This is a genomic window from Sphaerospermopsis sp. FACHB-1094, from assembly GCF_014696195.1.
Lineage (GTDB): Bacteria > Cyanobacteriota > Cyanobacteriia > Cyanobacteriales > Nostocaceae > Sphaerospermopsis > Sphaerospermopsis kisseleviana.
Genome location: NZ_JACJPT010000108.1, coordinates 1 through 17,772 on the forward strand (window position 1 = coordinate 1; position 17,772 = coordinate 17,772).

Consider the following 17,772-nt stretch of genomic DNA (forward strand, 5'->3'; position numbering starts at 1 on the left):
GTTAGAGGCTGATAAACAGGAAAAAAGTGCAAGGGTTTTGAAGGGTATACCGGAAAAAGTGTGCATTTTTTGGGATTTCAAGAGATGGCAAAGAAATTTTCCAATCTCCTCCTGACTCCTGACTCCTGACTCCTGACTCCTGACTCCTATGCCCTCACGGAAAGACTTTCTCAGCAACCCCTAATTACCAATTACCAATTACCAATTACCAATTACCAATTACCCATTACCCATAATTAGTTAGCAGTAATATTGATAACATAGTTATTGAGATAATATGAAGTCTTTTAAATCTTTAGTTGCAGTTTTAGGTACCGGTGCGGTTCTGAGTTTGCTAATCAATCATCAACCTGCACAAGCTCAAGTAGCTTATGGTAGTTATGTGGGTATTGGTCCTACAATTGGGTTAACTGACGACGATACCCAACTGGGTGGAGTTTTGGCTTTTCGTTACAAATTATTAGAAACACCCGTATCTTTCCGCGCTCAAGCTTTAATTGGTCAAGGTACAGCAATTGTACCTACAGTTTCTTATGATGTTCCCCTCAATTGGCAAACTGATGTTTATTTAGGTGCGGGAATGGTTTTAACTAGTGGTGATACTGCTTCCCCTGTAGGTAATAAAATTAGTTTTGCTTTGCAACCAGGTATTGATTATGTTGTCCCTAATAGTAAGACTGTGATTTTTGGTAATGCTATTATTGCTTTTGATGCTTACCGCAATAGTGGAGGTACGGCTTTATCTTTACAGGGTGGTGTGGGTTTGAGATTTTAAATCAATAAAACCTAATATTTATTCCGTAAAAGAGCAAAATTACGGGAGTTAGTAGGAAACTTTACCCTTGTGCGACTGACTCCGTGAACTCAGGTGGGGTTTTCGTGGTGATGACTGGCGATCGCCTACAATGTGAGTTTTGCCATCATTACTGTACACCCACAGTTCGCCCTCCAGAACCAAAGACAATTGGAGTCTCTGGTGTTTGCGGTTCCCAACCCACATCAAATCCGGCTTTCCAGGCGATTTCTCTGGCTTGACGGAAAGTAGCAAAACTATCAGGTCTTACTAAAAATGCCACATAATCTTGATCGGTTTCCAACTTAGATAAAATATTTTTATATTCAGAATTACTGCGATTCAATTCTATACCTGATTCCCCATTATTGGATGATTTTGGATTATATCGCCATGAAAGAGATTTTAAATCTACTAATTCAATTTCATAATATTTTGTCTCTGCTCGGAAATCCTTAATTTGTTGTACTTGGGTTTCTACGCAATTTTGATATTCTTTAAATTCATACAAATAACTATCAACTAACCCTGGAATATAACTTGGTCTAACACAGTTTGGTAAATTTCCGACTAAATCTTTAATTTGCTGACTCACTGATTTGTTGTCTAAATGAATTACCCGATTACCACTAATTTCAAAGAAATTCACTTGTTTATCAGTTTCTTTGGCTAATGGAGTTCTGACTATTGTACTCGATTGTACTGCAACCAATGTAATAAACAGACTAATGAACATTAACACCCCAACAGTGTTAGTTAAGATGTCCAAAAAAGAATCTAGATTTTGTTGGGGATGCTGGGATGTAAAATAACGTTTTCTTCTCATATATACACCATTAAATTATATCAGATATTTCCTTCAATTTTCAGAGTCCATCCTTCATCAATGGGTTCATAACCAATATCAATACCCTCAGATTCAATTAATGCCCTAACCTGATCAAATACTTCAATTCCATCGGGTCTGATGGCTACAATCAAATATTGTGTATCTCTGTTAACTTTGACTTCTTCTAGTAATGTTTGTAGTGGAGAATAAGAAAGATTAAGGGCTGTTAAACTCACAAATTCTTCACCAGGATGAATAATAATCCCATCACTACGACACTCAATATAACGGGGTTGTTTATTCTGATTTTGTCCATTTTCAGTTCTGGCAACAATTGTAACTTGTCTTTGATTACTGAATGTTTGCGCCATTAAGACAATAATCAATAAAATTAGCACCCCAATAGTACAAGCCAAAACTGATAAAAATGGAAATAATTCAATTTCAGTTACAGAGCGTTTGGTAATCCGTTTAGGCATAAATTTGTTTAGGCATAAATTTGTCTTATCAGCGTTTTTCGTCAGATTCCACTAAAGTAATACGACGTGGTTTATTTAGGTTTTCCAAAACTGGTTTTAATAATGCTAAATTAATGCGAACTTCTCCTAATACTTGTTCTAATTGTGCGGTTTTTTCTAACGTTTGGAAACTCTGTTCTAAACTGCGTTGTAGTTCTACAATCTTGGTGATTTGAGCAGCACAGTTTTCTAAAGCAGCAATGCGACTATCTAAAGATGTAGCAGCTTTCTGGAGTCCTTCAGAAATTTGCTCTGTATGTATGTTAAAATCATGATTAATATTTTGGTAATTTTCTTGAATCGTCGTATTAATTTGTTTCATTTCTTCAACAATTTCTTGACTTGATTCTTGACTTGATTGTTGTTGTTGAGTTAGAGTAGTAATGAAATTTTCTCTATCTTTTACAGCCATTTGATTAATGTAATTCATTTTCTGTATGAGTTTATTGGTTGCTTCTTGGATTTTACCAACCTCACTTAAAAACCCCTGAGCCAAAGCATCGGCGGCTTGTTGAGCGTATTCTTGGGCTGGTTTAATCAAAACTTCTGGTGAGGGAAGATGTTTTTGGAATGCCTGGGAAATGGCATTATCAACAATGGTTCTATCTAAACTTTCTGCGGCTTTGAGACGGGGTAAAAGTCTGTCATTAATATAAATATCAATTGCCAATAATAACCGGGATTCCTGTCTTTCGACTAACACCAAAGGAATCATCACCAAAACACTAACGAATAAAGCTAATAATGTCGTGTCAAAGGCTACGGCTAATCCACTGGTGACAGTACCAATACCTTGTTTAATTTGTTCGATATCACTAGACTGTTGTAAGAAGCCACTAAAACCATTGACAGCACCACTAATACCAACAACTGTACCGATGAATCCTAAGAGGGGAATTGCCCAAACTAAAATCCGGGCTACGGAATAGGAAGTTTCTGTTGTGCTGCTATAAAATGCTGAGTCTTCCATTGCAAATTCAGTAGCAGATTGTTTATTTCCAGAAGCTATATAAGCGGCAATCACCCGACTACAACGACGGGCTAATAAACTTTTTTCCTGAGATAACATTTGTTGTAGTTTTTCTAGTTGAATAGATGTGGGATTATCAAATGTAATATTTTCCGGCAATAAATCTTTTCTAAATGCCCTGGATTCACTTTGGATTTTACCATATTTCAACACAGTGATAGTGATTACCATACCCCCAAAGAATATGGCGAGAATTTGGGTGAATCCCCTCTCATATAATAATGTTCCTAGAAATGTGCTTTTAATAGGTAACACCGCAGCATAGATACCAAAGGTAACGATTAGTCCTAAAATGAGGATAAACCAAATTTGGATGTCTAATTCTTGACGGTCTGATTTATGGGCAAAGTTTAAGGATTTAGCAGTCATAATTTAGTGTGATTTTGGTTTGATTGATAATGGTGTTCACATGGCTTAGTACGTTAGACATCTCCAGAAAAGAAATTATGGAACTTATTTATCGGGGCAAGGGCGAAGCTTATGGGATATCTAGATGTCTGATTTTTCCGTTAAATTATCGCCCTGTAAGGGCGAAGCATTCGGAAAATATCCTTTGGTGAATACCGATCATTAATCGCTCGAATGCTTCGCCCCTACTTCGTCCCTACATCTTTTTCGGAGAAGTCTATTATTAACTTGCATCTTCTAAGTATTGCAGTCCCCATTGATACAAAGAACGCATTAATAAGTTATGAAAATTGGGGGGAGTGCTAATTTCTTTGAGTAGTTCCATCATCAGGTTTTTAATGATTTCTGGGGTTTCTGGGTATTTCACAGGGAAGTCATTATTAGCCCAAATAGCACGGATTTTTCTTGGTGTGATAGATTCACCTTTATGAATAATTAAATTACGATTTTGGCGAATATCGTACAATACTTTAGACCATTTACTATCTTGACTATATCGTTTATACTGACACCACCCTTGCATTAATTCCGCTAAAGTCGGTTCATCTTTATCTTTGGGTATCCAACCTTTGGTATACCATGTTTGATTGATGGATTGCAGATACAATAATTTTTCTAAAATCTGCACAAACTGGATAAATGCTGTGGTATAGTTTTCCCTGTTTAATGTTAATTCTAATATCAGGGTAGACTCCCATAAATTAGTAATTTTGTCATTTTGCAGTTTTTGAAGTCTGACTTTCCATGTTTCGATTTGTTCAGCATCTACTAATTTTGATACATCCTTAGAACCCACCCAATCTTTGAGGTTTTGATAAAATTCTTTGCTGGATTCTCCGTTACTATATTTTGCTAAAAACCCTGCTAATTTAGATAATGCTGAATGCCGATTTTGATGAACTGCTAACCAAATTTGTGCTTCTGAAAAATCTCCTCGTTCCCAAGCAGAAATAATGCGTAGTTTTTCCAAAGACCAGAAATATTCCCCCATTGGAATTAACTGAAAACTTTGGGAATGATTAGCGGTTTTTAAACCATTATCTAACTGACTAAAAAACTCCAGTGGTTCATCAGGACTAGCATTATATACTTTACACTGACGTACCAAAGCAGCCGCACAAATTTCTACACAGGATGCCACTGCTGGCGCACAACCTTTATTTTGTATCCACAGTGTAAACTCTTCGTTCTTTTGGGGATAAAAAGCATCCAGGGCTTCTTTTAATACTAACTGTTCTAATTCTTCGCGAATTGCTAAAGTATCGTTAGCGTTGATTTTGGGAGCATGAACATCAACTCGGATATCAGGGAATAAACTTTTAATCTTGCCTTTGATTAATTCCGCTAAATATAATGTATCCAGCCGCCGATAAAACCAAGATACATCCTCTGGTTGGTCAGTTGCCCATAGTATAATATGTTTTAACCCCTGGGTGACTGCGGTTTCAATTATAATTTTATCTAACAATAATTCAACATTACTAAAATCCCCACCGAGCCATTCTTGACAGTGATCATAATATCGTTTACCCAAATCCCGACCACTCCAAGGATAGGTTTTATCACCTTCTTGATGATTACCCCGTTCAATTCCTAATTCTTGATATAATTCATTGACATGAGCAGGATACCCAATGTTACCATCTGCACCAAAGGAACGAATGATACCATCTTGACAACGCCAGCCTATTTGTCGTGTTCCTACGGTGATTATTAGAGTGCTAACTTTATCTGTGTTATTTGTTGTTTTCATAGAGGGAAAATTTGCAGTTTATTTTGTAATGTTTCTAAATATTTTCGGCGTGGATTTTCATTAGCACCAAATACAGTTACTACTTGGTAATCACCTAAATCTGCAATCCAGATAGGGGAAGGAATAACCCGATTACCTTGAGTTTTTCCGCAAAGATTACCGTCATAATTATTATTAAATTTTAGCTCATCACTATGTAAAACTGATAGGGCATAAGATTTACCGAATTGTTCATCTCCAGAACATACAAAGATACGACAATTTGCGTCTATTGCTTCTGTCCATTGGTTATTTCTAACTATTCCACAAGTTCTTAATTGTCGAGAATTAAAATTAACACCTAACGCTTGTAATGCTTCATAAAAATTCCTGATTTTAGTTTTGAATAATTCTTGAAACTGTCTAGTATTATCTGGTAATTTCCAAAAATTATTATCACTTTCAGTAATTAAATTACAGCCTAAATTACAGCCACGATACCAAGGTGGACGGGGAGGATTACGATCTTTTCTAGAATATAATGGTCTTCTTGCACCTTGACCAATACCACCTAAATGAAACATTAACCAGGTGAGATTTTTGATTAGTTTCTCTAAGTTCTGTTTTTGAGATTGGGGAATTTCCGGTGAATAGTTTAATGTGAGTATTCCCGATTGTTCACCAAAATCATCATTTCGATTTGCAGCATTATCTCTAATAGTTTTTCCTTCTAATACTCTAACCATTAACCAGCCAAATTGTTTACTTGGGTTAATACCACCAAAGATATTATTTTCCCATTCCTGCACTTGACCAGGTTCTAAAATTCCTAATGCAAAAGTTCTAAACCAATAGCGTAACATTGATTTAAAGGCCACAGGTCGAACTTCTGGATTAGAAATAGTATCTGGTTTTAATTTTCCTTGGCTAAGTCTAAAATTACCATCTCTGTCTTTTTGGTAAGGTTGTTTAATATCTTTTAATTTTTGACGACCATGAATTAACTGGCCTTCTATAACAAATTCAACTCTAAAAAATTCATGATTTTTCTCAAGTTTCCCTGCGGGATTTAATTGACCATAACCAGTATTAATTTGAGAACCTACACCAGCTTGTAAACCTTTGATTAACCACTGTTTGACTTTTTCTAATATATCGTTATCCTGGCAGTTACTAGCTAATCGTAACCCAATCAGAAACATGGGTTTTTCTAAACTGAAAAACGGGTTAGGATTGGGGCTATATTTAGGTGTATTATTGTCCCATTGCCAAATATTATTAGCCATATCTACAGCTAATACATTTTGATTTTGATTTGGTAAAGGATAAGCGTCTAAAAATACAACTTTACCAGCTTGTTCTTTTTTATTATTAGTTTCTACTGAACCAAACCAAGCAGCAATTTGTTTTTCTGCATTTTTCCAGTCAATATTTTGTTGTGCCATGATTTCCCGGATAGCCTGGGTTCTGGCTACACCGCGCAAAGTGCTAGAGGGAATATAAGGAATACCCAAAGCATCAAAAGCAGGTAATAAAATACTTTCTGGTCCTCTATGTCCTCCTACTCTAATGCGCCAAGGACATTGGACTTTAAAACTTTTTTGGGCTATTAATTCAGTACGTTTTGTTAGTTGTTGCAATCGCTGAAAATATTTTGACCCCTGTTCTGCCATTTGTAATATTTGTACTTTGGTAGAGTCCTTATAGTCACTATCGGGCGATCGCATCCACCGCAGATATTCTACAAAACTAGCTTCTGGATCGGGTTTGGGTTCATTGTCTGCATTTAACCAGGGAGAGGGTGTAGCGGGTTGATGACCGCCACTGTGTCCCCCGTGACTACTGGAACTACCACCACCACGACCACCATGACCACTAACGGGAACATTAATTACTTTTCTAGGTGGATTCATATTTGTAGATGGTTGAGGTTTTTTAGGTTGATTAGGTCTTTCAAATACCATTACTTTTAGTCTCCCTTAATATCCCAATAAATAGCAGTAGCCCAAAAACTAAATTCCTGTGCCAAAGCTAATCCCAAACCTGTGATACCTAAATATTCATCTGTACCCAGGGTTTTCAAGGTTTCTAAACCTTGTTGTCCAGATAAATTTTGTTTTCCTGATACTTCTTGTAAGCATTCAAAGAATTTCTGCACTACTTGTCTTTTACCCATCATGCCATCAGGTAATGCCATTTCTTCAGCTTTTAATCGCATCATTCCCCAAGTGGAAAGATAGGTATAAAGTTCCACTGCTTGACTTTTTTGTTGTTTCAAACGAGTGTCATCTTGATTGGGTAAATTCTTTAAATGATTTAAAGCATCGTAAATTGGTATAGCAATTGTTCTAGGGTCAAATGTCATATTAATTTCCTTTTTCTGACTACACTTTTACAGGCTATAAAATTATTGTTTTCATCCTGTAAATCCTGTACTTCGACTTACTTCGACTGCGCCCTTCGACTGCGCCCTTCGACACCGCCCTTCGACACCGCCCTTCGACACCGCCCTTCGACACCGCTCAGGACAGGCTCAGGACAGGCTCAGTACAAGTCGCTCAGTAACCGTAAGTCCTGATTCTGAAAAATTTTCTAATTCTCTTGAGAAGTTGACATCCATTGTTGAACAAATCCCCGTCCTAAACTTTCTTGTCCTCCAATTTGTAAAATTTCATTGGCTGCTAATAAATTTTTCAAATCATCGTAAGATTTTTGTGATTTTCCATTAGCTTGTGATGTAATTCCCCAAGGTAAATACATTAATGTATCTGGTGGAATTGCTTCCTCATAACGGAAACCACCGTTTACAGATTTATGTTCATCGAGTTTAATTTTTACTTGTCGCCATAAACTCATTTGAATTAATGTAGCACAATGTTTATCAGGTAATACTAATAAACGTTTTATTGAATCTGTTGCTGATGATTTGGGTACAAATTCTTTTGAGTTTTGCCAAGGTTGTAATTGTGCAGAGTTGATAATTGCATCTTTGAGATAAACCGCAGCATTATTATTAAAGTTACAACTATATTCAGGAGGTATGGATAATTTACCACCTTGTAAACGTTGCCAACGTTGTAATAAAAGAGGACAACTAACCCAAACTACACTATGACTTAATGACGGAACTGGCAACCATAATATAGAAGCATCACCAATCCAAATATCACCCTGTTCTAATTGTCCATCTTCTAAATCATTACCAAATAGCTGATATTTTGTGTTTTTATCTGTAGCCAATGAACGCACTTTACCCCGCACTGTACTAGAAGGAATGTAGGGTAAATTAGTATGAGATTCACGGGCAATTCCTAATAAGTTACCCTCTTGGGTTGTACCACCTGTATGTAATGGTGAAAGCAGATATAAATAAATGTATTCCATCGTTATTTTTCCTAATTTCCTTGATATTTAATCCACAACATTTCTGAGTAACCCAGTTTTCGCCAGTTATTAACACGATTATCTTTATTAGATCCATTCCTTTCTACTTTTTCTTGATCCTGAAACAACCCTTGAGGTTTATTCAAATAGTACAAACTCCCCGGTGGTGCTGCAAATACTTGGGGTGCAGGAATGCTTTTTGTGATGCTTTTTGTAGTGCTTTTTGTATTGTCTTCTTTCTCCCTAATTCTACAACTAATCGGTACAGCTTTATCTGTGGACATACTCACAAAATTACCGTCTTTGATTTTCCACTCCCAAGGATAAGGACGACATAAATTTGCCCGTTGTTCAGGATTATATTTATGTGGTCTTTCAAAAACTCCAGGAGTAACTAAATAGGCTATTGCTTTACCATCATGTTGAAAATTATCATCGGATAGTTGTTGTAACTCTTGCCATTGTTCCCCCAATTCTGGACAAGATTCTACAATTACCCTGTGTCCTTCTCCTCCTAATCTGATTGTAGCAGGTGTTTCAATTTCTTTGTTGATTCCGATTGTCAAACTCCAACCTTGATATAATCTAATAGCGTTTTCTACAAAGTAACCATCGGCATCTTTAACTTGTTTTGTTCCGGGTTCAATGCTATTATGAGAACGGGTTTCTATGGTGTATGGTTTATCTTCATGTCTACCTTCAATGGCTTGCCAATTTTCCTTATTAATTCTACCAGATTCTAAATATTCTTTGACAACTTCATAAGGTAAATATTGCCTAAATTCAGGGCTTTGCTCTTTACCTGAATTATAGTTTTCTTCTTCCTCCTCATCTTTGCTATTATAGGATTTTACCAATGGACAAGGTTGAGTTTTATCCCAGAGAGCATTATTGATATAAGATTCTTTTGCCCACACTAAAGGTACAAGGTCTATAGAACCCGCAAACCCCAACGGACGGGGTAAATATAAGGTGTTTTCATAACTCAAAAATGGACCAGTAATATCAAATTCACCACCTCCCAACAACCCCCGCAATGCCCCGGCAATAGTATGACCATTGGGAGGAAACACACTACCCGCCCACGCCCTTTCTTGTGGTGAAAATGGTTTAGCATCCCTTAACATTAAAATATTCAACGGTGTCAGTTTGTACCAGTGCATTAATTATCACCTCCTAGTTTGATGTGACGGTTGCGTTTAACGAAAGCCGCAAGTTTGAGCCAATTTTGAATTTCGCTGTCCAAGTCTTCAGTTTGGGTAGTGATAAACAATGCTTTGAGGAAGTCTGCAAGGGCTTCTTGAAATTGCTTTTTGTTGTCTTTGTTTTCTTGGAATTGGTCACGGCGATCGCAAAACAATCTAGTCCAGGGTATTATGGCCTCCTGACTCGGTGCTGGGTGCTGACTCCACAGACTCGCTGCTTGTTCAAATATCGCACTTTCTAAATCCTGTTGAATTAATTGTTGCCACTGATAGAAAACATCAAATTTAGCGGTGGATTTCAGGGTGTTACCGTTTCCGTATATTACCCGCACTTGTACAGCGTCTTTTGCTTTTTTTTCACCATTGTTATCAATATAAACATGATCTTTGGCTTTTTTTTCAGCTTCCCAGAGACTTTCGAGGGCGATCGCCAACGGTACTGAGTGATGAGCAATTACGATACCAAAGCTGATGGTGGCTGCGCTGCCCATTGTGAATAGGGGGCGGTCATGGATACCCTTGGGTAGTGTGGAGTAATCCCTCCATTTCCAATAATCACCCTCATTACTAAACTGATCACGGGGATCTTTTGCACCTTTAAAACATTGGCGGATATCCCATAACCATTTATCCCATTCCCACAGATTCGTATAAGCTAAAACATCATCACCACCACCATAAATTAATCTACCAGCGTAACGGGTTTGAGTGAGGTAAGGAACAAGTTGATTAGAGAAGTCTAATAATGCTCGACTTAATGCGCTGTGGGTACTTGGTCCCATTCTTTTGGTGAGTTTTAAGAACTCTGGAAAATGTGTTAGTGGTCTTTCTGCTGTGGCAACTTTTTCAGCAAAACCATCGGGAATATATTTGCTATAGGGTTTCATTTTTGCACCCTTTAGCCATTCACTCATACTATCACCATCACCTGCGGCTAATACATACCAATCTGATGGGTTGTTACTGGGATAATATTTAGTAAGTATCTTTTGAATTTCCTCACGATAATCACGTTTTTTGGCAAGGATTTCTTTTCTGATTACCTCTTTATTTTCTTCATTAGCTTTATCTAATTGTACTTGTAATATGTTTAATTCTGGAGTTTGTAAATCTTCTACTAACCAACCAGCATTTAATAAGCGACAATGATATTCTTGCAAATGATGATGATTAATATTTGGATTATCTATCCAGGGAATACCCCATTTCTCAGACATTTCATCAATTATGGTTTTAACACTAAGAAATTTTGCTAATATTTCTTGACAGACATGATCAAAATTTTCTTGATGCTTATGATTTTCTGCATTACATTTTAAATATCCAGCAACCCCAGAAGTTAAATCTGGATAAGATGCTGCAATATCTTTTTCTGGGATTCCCAACAAGTGAGGTAATACTTTATGTAACCCCCGCTTTAATACTTCCGTTGCATTTAGTTGTTCTGTACCATCAAAAAACCCTGCATCATGTTTTCCCCATAATTCCTTAGTATCACCTTCTGTTATCCAATCTTTTTTGGCTTTATCCTTAATACCAGGATTCACCACCGGACCAATACCAGAAATTGTCGAACGTGGTCCAAAAGCTGTGGGGAGTTCCCAGTTTCTCGCGTTTTTTACTGATGCTAAACTAGCACGGGTAGCATCGAATATATAACCCCACCATGAACCTATGTTAGCACTAAATCCCCTTTTATATATCTGTTGACGAACTTCATAAGACTCTTGTAATAAATCTTTTTCTTCTTCCTTAAACAGCCGATTATTATTGTTGATTAAGTTGTAAGTTTCATTTTGTGCTGTTGACCAGCTTTCAAATTCTTGATTCTTATTTTTGTTAGCAGAAAATTTAAATTCTGTTCCTGATTTACCTATGGGTAATGCTGTCCAATAAGTTTGCCACTGGGATTTTAACCATCCTTTCCATGTGATATGATTGGGGTTCAAACCTGGCATCCAATGACGTTTATCATGCAATTCTTTGAATACTAAATCACCAACTTCTAACCATGCTTCTAACAGGGTTTGCTGGGCTGTCTGCATGGCAGCTTGTACTTTGCCTTCTGGTAATACCAATACTATAACGTTAGGAAACCCTGCGGTTAATAATGATTCTGGTGATGGTTGGTTTATATATGGTGCAAAGTCTCGATATTGTTGCAATAACCAATAATCAATTAATGGTTGATCATATAAACTGGGATACATTAATGTATCCGGTCCATATTGATTGGCGAGTTTCCAACAAACTTTAGCTGATAGATAATGTAATAACCAAGAACCCGCCCAAAAATCGCGCATTTTGCGACTAGATTTAATTAGTTCCTGTACTGGACTAAAACTAAATACCGCTAAATAAGGATGAGAAACAGCTTTACCTCTTGGCCAATTTTTGACTTCATCTAATGTTAAATCATATCCAGCAAACCCACCAGCTAATGCTGCGGTCATACTAACATGACTCCAAATTGAAGCATCAGGAATCCTGGTTTCTGCCGGCATTAACATTAATGAATTATCTTTATCAAATATATCACAGGTTACTTTAGGTAAACAACGCCATAGCCACCAATATAATTCTTTAATTTTAGGAATGTTGTTTTCAATATCTTCTTGAAATTTCTGTGGTGCTGTTTCTAGTATTTCTAATAATCTTTCTTCTTTTTCAAATAAAAACTTTGCACGGTTATCTTTGATTAATTCCTGATGGAACTTAACTTTAAAATCCTGGTTTTCCCCAGATAGTAAATGTCTAATCTCTAATCCCTTTTCAGGGTTGTTACCCTCTGCATAGTTGATAAATTCTGTAGTCCCACCAATGGCGGATCTATCACTCGCTGAAGCAACATGATCTGCTAACAGTATGTTTGCTAATGCCTTACCACGGGAATCTTCGGGGGTTTTGTCAATTTCTACCCAAGGCTGCATTACTTTTAGCTTTTTATAGAAGCTATTTTTACCCCGTCCGCTATTGTTATGTAATGCCTTTAGTATAGGGTCATGCAGTAACCCCCAAATCTTAGCTCGCCAATATTCTGCTGTCATCGGTGATTCCCCTGTGTAGCCAATATTTATATTGTAATGACGGGATTTAGTATTTGTCTATTGATTGACAATATTTAATTTTCAATATAAATCACCTTGAAATCCTTTGTGTATAAGGCTTTGAGGTGTTTATTTAGTTTAATTAAAAATATTGTTTATTTTTTGACATTAATTGCAAATTGTGTATTTTTATGCCGATTTGTTGATACTCAAATGTTATTAAGTAGGGGTTCAGCAGTGCTAAACCCCTACGGTAATTGGTTATGTAGTTAATATCCCCAGCGAGTGGGGACGGACCATTTTAGACTTTTTACCCAGTGTACGTTTTACTAAGTTTCCATTCAATTAATGTCCCCAGCGAGTGGGGACCTACTAAACTCTCAAGGAATTGAAACTTGGGTGACTGTTTCCATTCAATTAATGTCCCCAGCGAGTGGGGACTGCTTACGTGCAGCACAAAATAGCAAGCAATAACCAGAAAGTTTCCATTCAATTAATGTCCCCAGCGAGTGGGGACTTGTAGATGAAAACGACTACTATTCCACTGCTCCCGAAGTGTTTCCATTCAATTAATGTCCCCAGCGAGTGGGGACCACGCTGAGTTATACGAAACCATCCCGCTAGATGAGTTTCCATTCAATTAATGTCCCCAGCGAGTGGGGACTGCAACTCCTACTGTGGAGCAGAAGCACGCCGAGCGTAGGTTTCCATTCAATTAATGTCCCCAGCGAGTGGGGACTTAACACAAGAACAATATGATGTTATTCGCGATAAGTTTCCATTCAATTAATGTCCCCAGCGAGTGGGGACAGAAGCGCATAAAAGAAGCGTTGCTTGATAGAGTTTCCATTCAATTAATGTCCCCAGCGAGTGGGGACTGATAAATCTAACAGTTTATTACACCGTAGAGCGGTTTCCATTCAATTAATGTCCCCAGCGAGTGGGGACAAATATGAAACTCCTGGAACGACACCAATATCAGCGTTTCCATTCAATTAATGTCCCCAGCGAGTGGGGACTCGTTCCCACAGGCGACAAACGAGAATTATTCACTTGTTTCCATTCAATTAATGTCCCCAGCGAGTGGGGACAAAACTCCTGATCTTTCTTCAATAGGATATCCAGTGTTGTTTCCATTCAATTAATGTCCCCAGCGAGTGGGGACTTAAACTAATCAACCATAACGTTGAAGGTGAGTTTTGTTTCCATTCAATTAATGTCCCCAGCGAGTGGGGACTGTAAAGCATCTAAGGCAGTAGAAATAACATCTCCTGTTTCCATTCAATTAATGTCCCCAGCGAGTGGGGACCCCTCCATTTTAAACCCAGACAGTGCAAGGAGTCCAGAGGCGGTTTCCGAAGGTCACGAAAAAAGGTGGACAGATTGCCTTCCCACAGCGTTCAAAAATCCCCATAACCCTTACCCAGCAAGCAACCGAAGCTCGCAACGGAATAATCAACATCTCAGCCATTTTACCTGACCTTCGGCTAACGCCGCGCCTCCCTAACAACTAGACAATAATCGAACTCGGCGTTTCAATCACTGGTATCCCCACTCCCCACGCTTCCACCTGAGAAAGAGTATGTCGAGACAAAGGATAAAACCTGACATTATCCTCCTCTAACTTAACAATCTTCCTTAACCGACGACGTAAATCATTGTACTTCTCTGTATTTAACTGACATTCAAACACAGAATACTGTACACGCTGTCCATATCCTTCCAATACATCAGCTATCTTTTTCCGTCGTTTATCATCAGGAATATCGTAAGCAATCACATACAAAAACATAACATAAACATCAGCAAAAATCAATCAATTCGATATGGTTTATAATCATGACTGGGATTATAAACAAATTGTTTAAAAGCCCTCACTTGCTGAGTCAATAAATCCCATTTTGGTTGTTTAATTCCCTCATCCGTTTGGATTTCTTCAGTCATCCTTTGCAAAAATCCCCGTAAAAACTTTTTCCTACCTGAATCATTCAAATAACACCCCCCATCTTTAAACTCAAAATCAGCTTGAACATCCATAATTTTGCGATTAATTAACCACATTACCAACGAATCTACCAACGGAGCGCGGAACTCCTCAATTAAATCAGAAGCCAAAGCCGCATGACCATCATTTGCCTGATGTAAACAAGCATAATAAGGGTCTAATCCTTGGATTTCAATTAATGCTAATAAATGATTCCAAAGCACCTGATAACCAAAACTTAACATAGCATTCACCGGGTTTCCTGGCGGACGACGACTACGACCGGAAAACACAAAATCAGGGTTAGTCAGACATTCACTAAAAGCCGAAAAATATTGAGCAGCACCCGCACCCTCAAACCCCATTAACCGTTCTAAATTATCCGCTTGTCCCGCTTGTTGAGCTAAATAATCTAAACTTTCTAAAACCCGTTCTAAAACCTCAGATTCTCTTTTTTTCTTCTGCCTCCTTAACAACACTCTACTATTTTTCAATTTACCTTTAACTATCGCCCTAGCAGTAATTAATCGGTCTATAGGAGATAATTGTTGTTGATAACGGGATAATTGTCGGTATCCTCTAGAAATTGGTAAAATTCTCCCATAGCAGTAACCCATTTTTGATAAATAAGCAATGGGAATATCACGCCATAAACAAGCACGAATTACTTGGGTGGTTATTTGAGAATAACCAAAAATCAAAATCTGTTCTAACAAAGGCAACTGTACTTCAATATAAACAGTATCACCTTGTTTAACAATCAAAGATTCCTTCTGTAAACAGACATAGCAATTCTGCTCAGAAACATAAAGAGTCTGCATATTAAATTAACGCCACCAACGTTGTAAATTAGATTTCTTTGTACGATGTTCACCTCCAGTACCAGATGTTAATTCTGCATTTTGTTCTGGTTCTAACCACAACACTATTCTATCCGCCATACTGGAAACCCAAAAAGTAGCAAAAGTCACTAACAGAGTATTCATAATTACTGCTGCCAAACCCAAAGGTGCAATTAGCAGAATAACCAGAGTAATAGTTCCATTAACAGTAGAGACAGAAACATTTCTAACAGTAGCGGAACGTCTGGAAATATACATGATGAATAAAAACCCGACACAAAAGTGATGATATTGACTACCATAACTTCAGAATCACTCAAAAACCAGGAAAAGAAGATAAACTGAATTATGATAATAATCGGCTACAAATCAAGATTTTCAACACTTACAGCTAAACTTTAAAAACTGTTTCAATATTTTCTTTTTGTACGTAGATTATTTTCCATAAATTACTAACAAAGTAATTATTTTGACAATGCCTAAAAAAACTACTCATCCTTACACAGAACGTTTAGCTTTTGAGCGTTTATTAGTGTTAATTGCTACCTTACTCAAATATCCAGGTGTGGGGAGTCCAGAATATGTAGAGTCTGGTGACAACAAAAATCATGATGCCATTAGTATAGTGAGAATATGTCTACAGCAATTAGCCCAGGAATTAAACATAGAATTACCAGATAATTATCCAGCAGTTGCCACATTACGCAAAGATTTAGAAACACTCAGACGTTACGGTATCCTGGATCAAAGAATGTATCGTTGGGGTTATTATTTAGGCAATGGTGCGCTGTCTACTGCTGAACTAAAGGTAGCATTTAACGCCTTGGCATCCCAGGCACAATATCAAGGTGATGCCCAAACAAGACGTATTTATGAAACCCTGAGTAAAAGACTGCGGGGTTTGGATATGGAACTCAAGGGAGAATTTTTTTATCCCACCCGTCAGCATTTGAATCGTGCCATAATTCACACAGACCCCGAAGAAATGGCCGCCAAGGGAGAAAACAGAGATACATTATTTCATCAATTACCATTATTAGAACAAGCTATAAGTCAAGGACAAGCTATAGAAATTTCGCGTACTAAAGATTTGTATGGTTCTAATCGTACTGGAAGGTTTCAAGTATTTCCTTTACAATTAATTTATCATGATATTGCCTGGTATTTATTGCATGAACTTTGTGAAAATGGACATTTGGTAATGGGGCGCATTAATCGCTTTAATAGTCATTGTTATCCTGTAAAAATACCAGCACGGGGATTAGAAAAACAAAGAGCAAGTTTAACGAAAGCCTATAAATTATTTGAAAATGGCTGGGGATTAAATTTAGGTGATTCAGAATCACAACAGTTAGAATTAACAGGAAATCTTCAATTTGTTAAGGTTAAAGTACGCTTTTATTATCCTATCTCCAATTTTATTTTAGAAGGAGAGCGTCGTCATTTAAACCAAAAAATTATACTAGGAGAAATTGACAAAAATAATGGAGAATACAAATTTATAGAATACCATGTAGAATTACCACCCCGTTCTTTAGGTGAGTTTATTCGTTGGGTTTATCGGTATATGGACAAAGCAGAAATATTGTCTCCACCTGAATTAAGAGAACAACATCGTCAAGCTACACAGACTTTATTTAATCGTTATTTTCACGAAGTTTAATTGCCTTATTTTTTTAAGATACCCAAGTATAACAGGACTTACGCAAAAGGGAACGAAAGTATTTAGGGTTTGCTGAATAAACCTAAAACCTTGATATATCAAAGGTTAGAGGCTGATAAACACAGAAATTAGTGCAAGGGTTTTGAAGGGTATACCGGAAAAAGTGTGCATTTTTTGGGATTTCAAGAGATGGCAAAGAAATTTTCCAATCTCCTCCTGACTCCTGACTCCTGACTGGGCGAAGCATTCGGAAAATAGCCTTTTCATAAAATTGATAATTTGTCGTCCGAATGCTTCGCCCCTACGACTCCTGACTCCTGACTCCTGACTCCTGACT

The 17,772-nt window shown here is 37.3% G+C and carries 15 protein-coding genes and 1 CRISPR repeat array; of the genes, 2 read left to right on the top strand and 13 right to left on the bottom strand.

Features of this window, described 5'->3' with window-relative positions; translation table 11 throughout:
* Window positions 1-277 precede the first annotated feature (277 nt).
* A complete protein-coding gene (locus H6F47_RS22385) occupies window positions 278-775 on the top strand; it encodes a hypothetical protein (protein ID WP_187041643.1) in 498 nt (165 codons plus the stop codon).
* A 148-nt stretch (window positions 776-923) separates the two neighbouring features.
* Here H6F47_RS22385 and H6F47_RS22390 read toward each other — a convergent pair whose 3' ends face one another.
* From H6F47_RS22390 to csx18, 12 genes are all read right to left on the bottom strand, one after another.
* Window positions 924-1,619 carry a hypothetical protein gene (locus H6F47_RS22390; RefSeq protein ID WP_190347560.1) on the bottom strand — a complete coding sequence of 232 codons (696 nt, stop codon included), beginning with the start codon at window positions 1,617-1,619 and terminating at the stop codon, window positions 924-926.
* Between the two features lie 20 nt (window positions 1,620-1,639).
* Window positions 1,640-2,101, bottom strand: a complete 462-nt coding sequence (locus H6F47_RS22395) for a hypothetical protein (protein WP_187041645.1) — start codon at window positions 2,099-2,101, stop codon at window positions 1,640-1,642.
* A gap of 28 nt (window positions 2,102-2,129) precedes the next feature.
* A complete protein-coding gene (locus H6F47_RS22400; protein WP_190651106.1) occupies window positions 2,130-3,539 on the bottom strand; it encodes a MotA/TolQ/ExbB proton channel family protein in 1,410 nt (469 codons plus the stop codon).
* 262 nt (window positions 3,540-3,801) lie between these two features.
* Complete coding sequence (locus H6F47_RS22405) at window positions 3,802-5,331, bottom strand: hypothetical protein (protein WP_190651108.1); 1,530 nt, start codon at window positions 5,329-5,331, stop codon at window positions 3,802-3,804.
* Window positions 5,328-7,274 carry a type III-B CRISPR module RAMP protein Cmr6 gene (gene cmr6, locus H6F47_RS22410; RefSeq protein ID WP_190651109.1) on the bottom strand — a complete coding sequence of 649 codons (1,947 nt, stop codon included), beginning with the start codon at window positions 7,272-7,274 and terminating at the stop codon, window positions 5,328-5,330. The genes H6F47_RS22405 and cmr6 overlap by 4 nt, the downstream gene beginning before the upstream one ends.
* A gap of 5 nt (window positions 7,275-7,279) precedes the next feature.
* Window positions 7,280-7,675: a hypothetical protein gene (locus H6F47_RS22415; RefSeq protein ID WP_187041649.1), complete on the bottom strand. Its 396-nt coding sequence runs from the start codon at window positions 7,673-7,675 to the stop codon at window positions 7,280-7,282.
* Window positions 7,676-7,902: 227 nt separating this feature from the next.
* On the bottom strand, window positions 7,903-8,694 hold the full coding sequence (gene cmr4, locus H6F47_RS22420; protein ID WP_137668226.1) for a type III-B CRISPR module RAMP protein Cmr4: 792 nt from the start codon (window positions 8,692-8,694) through the stop codon (window positions 7,903-7,905).
* A gap of 11 nt (window positions 8,695-8,705) precedes the next feature.
* A complete protein-coding gene (locus H6F47_RS22425; protein WP_190651111.1) occupies window positions 8,706-9,857 on the bottom strand; it encodes a type III-B CRISPR module-associated Cmr3 family protein in 1,152 nt (383 codons plus the stop codon).
* On the bottom strand, window positions 9,857-12,946 hold the full coding sequence (gene cas10, locus H6F47_RS22430) for a type III-B CRISPR-associated protein Cas10/Cmr2 (protein ID WP_190651113.1): 3,090 nt from the start codon (window positions 12,944-12,946) through the stop codon (window positions 9,857-9,859). Before cas10 ends, H6F47_RS22425 begins: the two co-directional genes overlap by 1 nt.
* A 257-nt stretch (window positions 12,947-13,203) precedes the next feature.
* Window positions 13,204-14,255: direct repeats of the CRISPR family, unit length 36 nt; unit sequence GTTTCCATTCAATTAATGTCCCCAGCGAGTGGGGAC.
* A 201-nt stretch (window positions 14,256-14,456) separates the two neighbouring features.
* Window positions 14,457-14,738, bottom strand: coding sequence for a CRISPR-associated endonuclease Cas2 (gene cas2, locus H6F47_RS22435; RefSeq protein ID WP_137668229.1), 282 nt, complete (start codon window positions 14,736-14,738; stop codon window positions 14,457-14,459).
* Window positions 14,739-14,758: 20 nt separating this feature from the next.
* Complete coding sequence (gene cas1, locus H6F47_RS22440) at window positions 14,759-15,751, bottom strand: CRISPR-associated endonuclease Cas1 (protein WP_190651116.1); 993 nt, start codon at window positions 15,749-15,751, stop codon at window positions 14,759-14,761.
* Between the two features lie 6 nt (window positions 15,752-15,757).
* Window positions 15,758-16,030 carry a CRISPR-associated protein Csx18 gene (gene csx18, locus H6F47_RS22445; protein WP_187041654.1) on the bottom strand — a complete coding sequence of 91 codons (273 nt, stop codon included), beginning with the start codon at window positions 16,028-16,030 and terminating at the stop codon, window positions 15,758-15,760.
* Between the two features lie 217 nt (window positions 16,031-16,247).
* On the opposite strand from csx18, the gene H6F47_RS22450 reads away from it, so the two are divergent.
* Complete coding sequence (locus H6F47_RS22450) at window positions 16,248-17,435, top strand: WYL domain-containing protein (protein ID WP_190651119.1); 1,188 nt, start codon at window positions 16,248-16,250, stop codon at window positions 17,433-17,435.
* 105 nt (window positions 17,436-17,540) lie between these two features.
* Here H6F47_RS22450 and H6F47_RS27615 read toward each other — a convergent pair.
* The coding region (locus tag H6F47_RS27615; RefSeq protein WP_206755158.1) for a hypothetical protein at window positions 17,541-17,772 on the bottom strand (232 nt) is incomplete at its 5' end.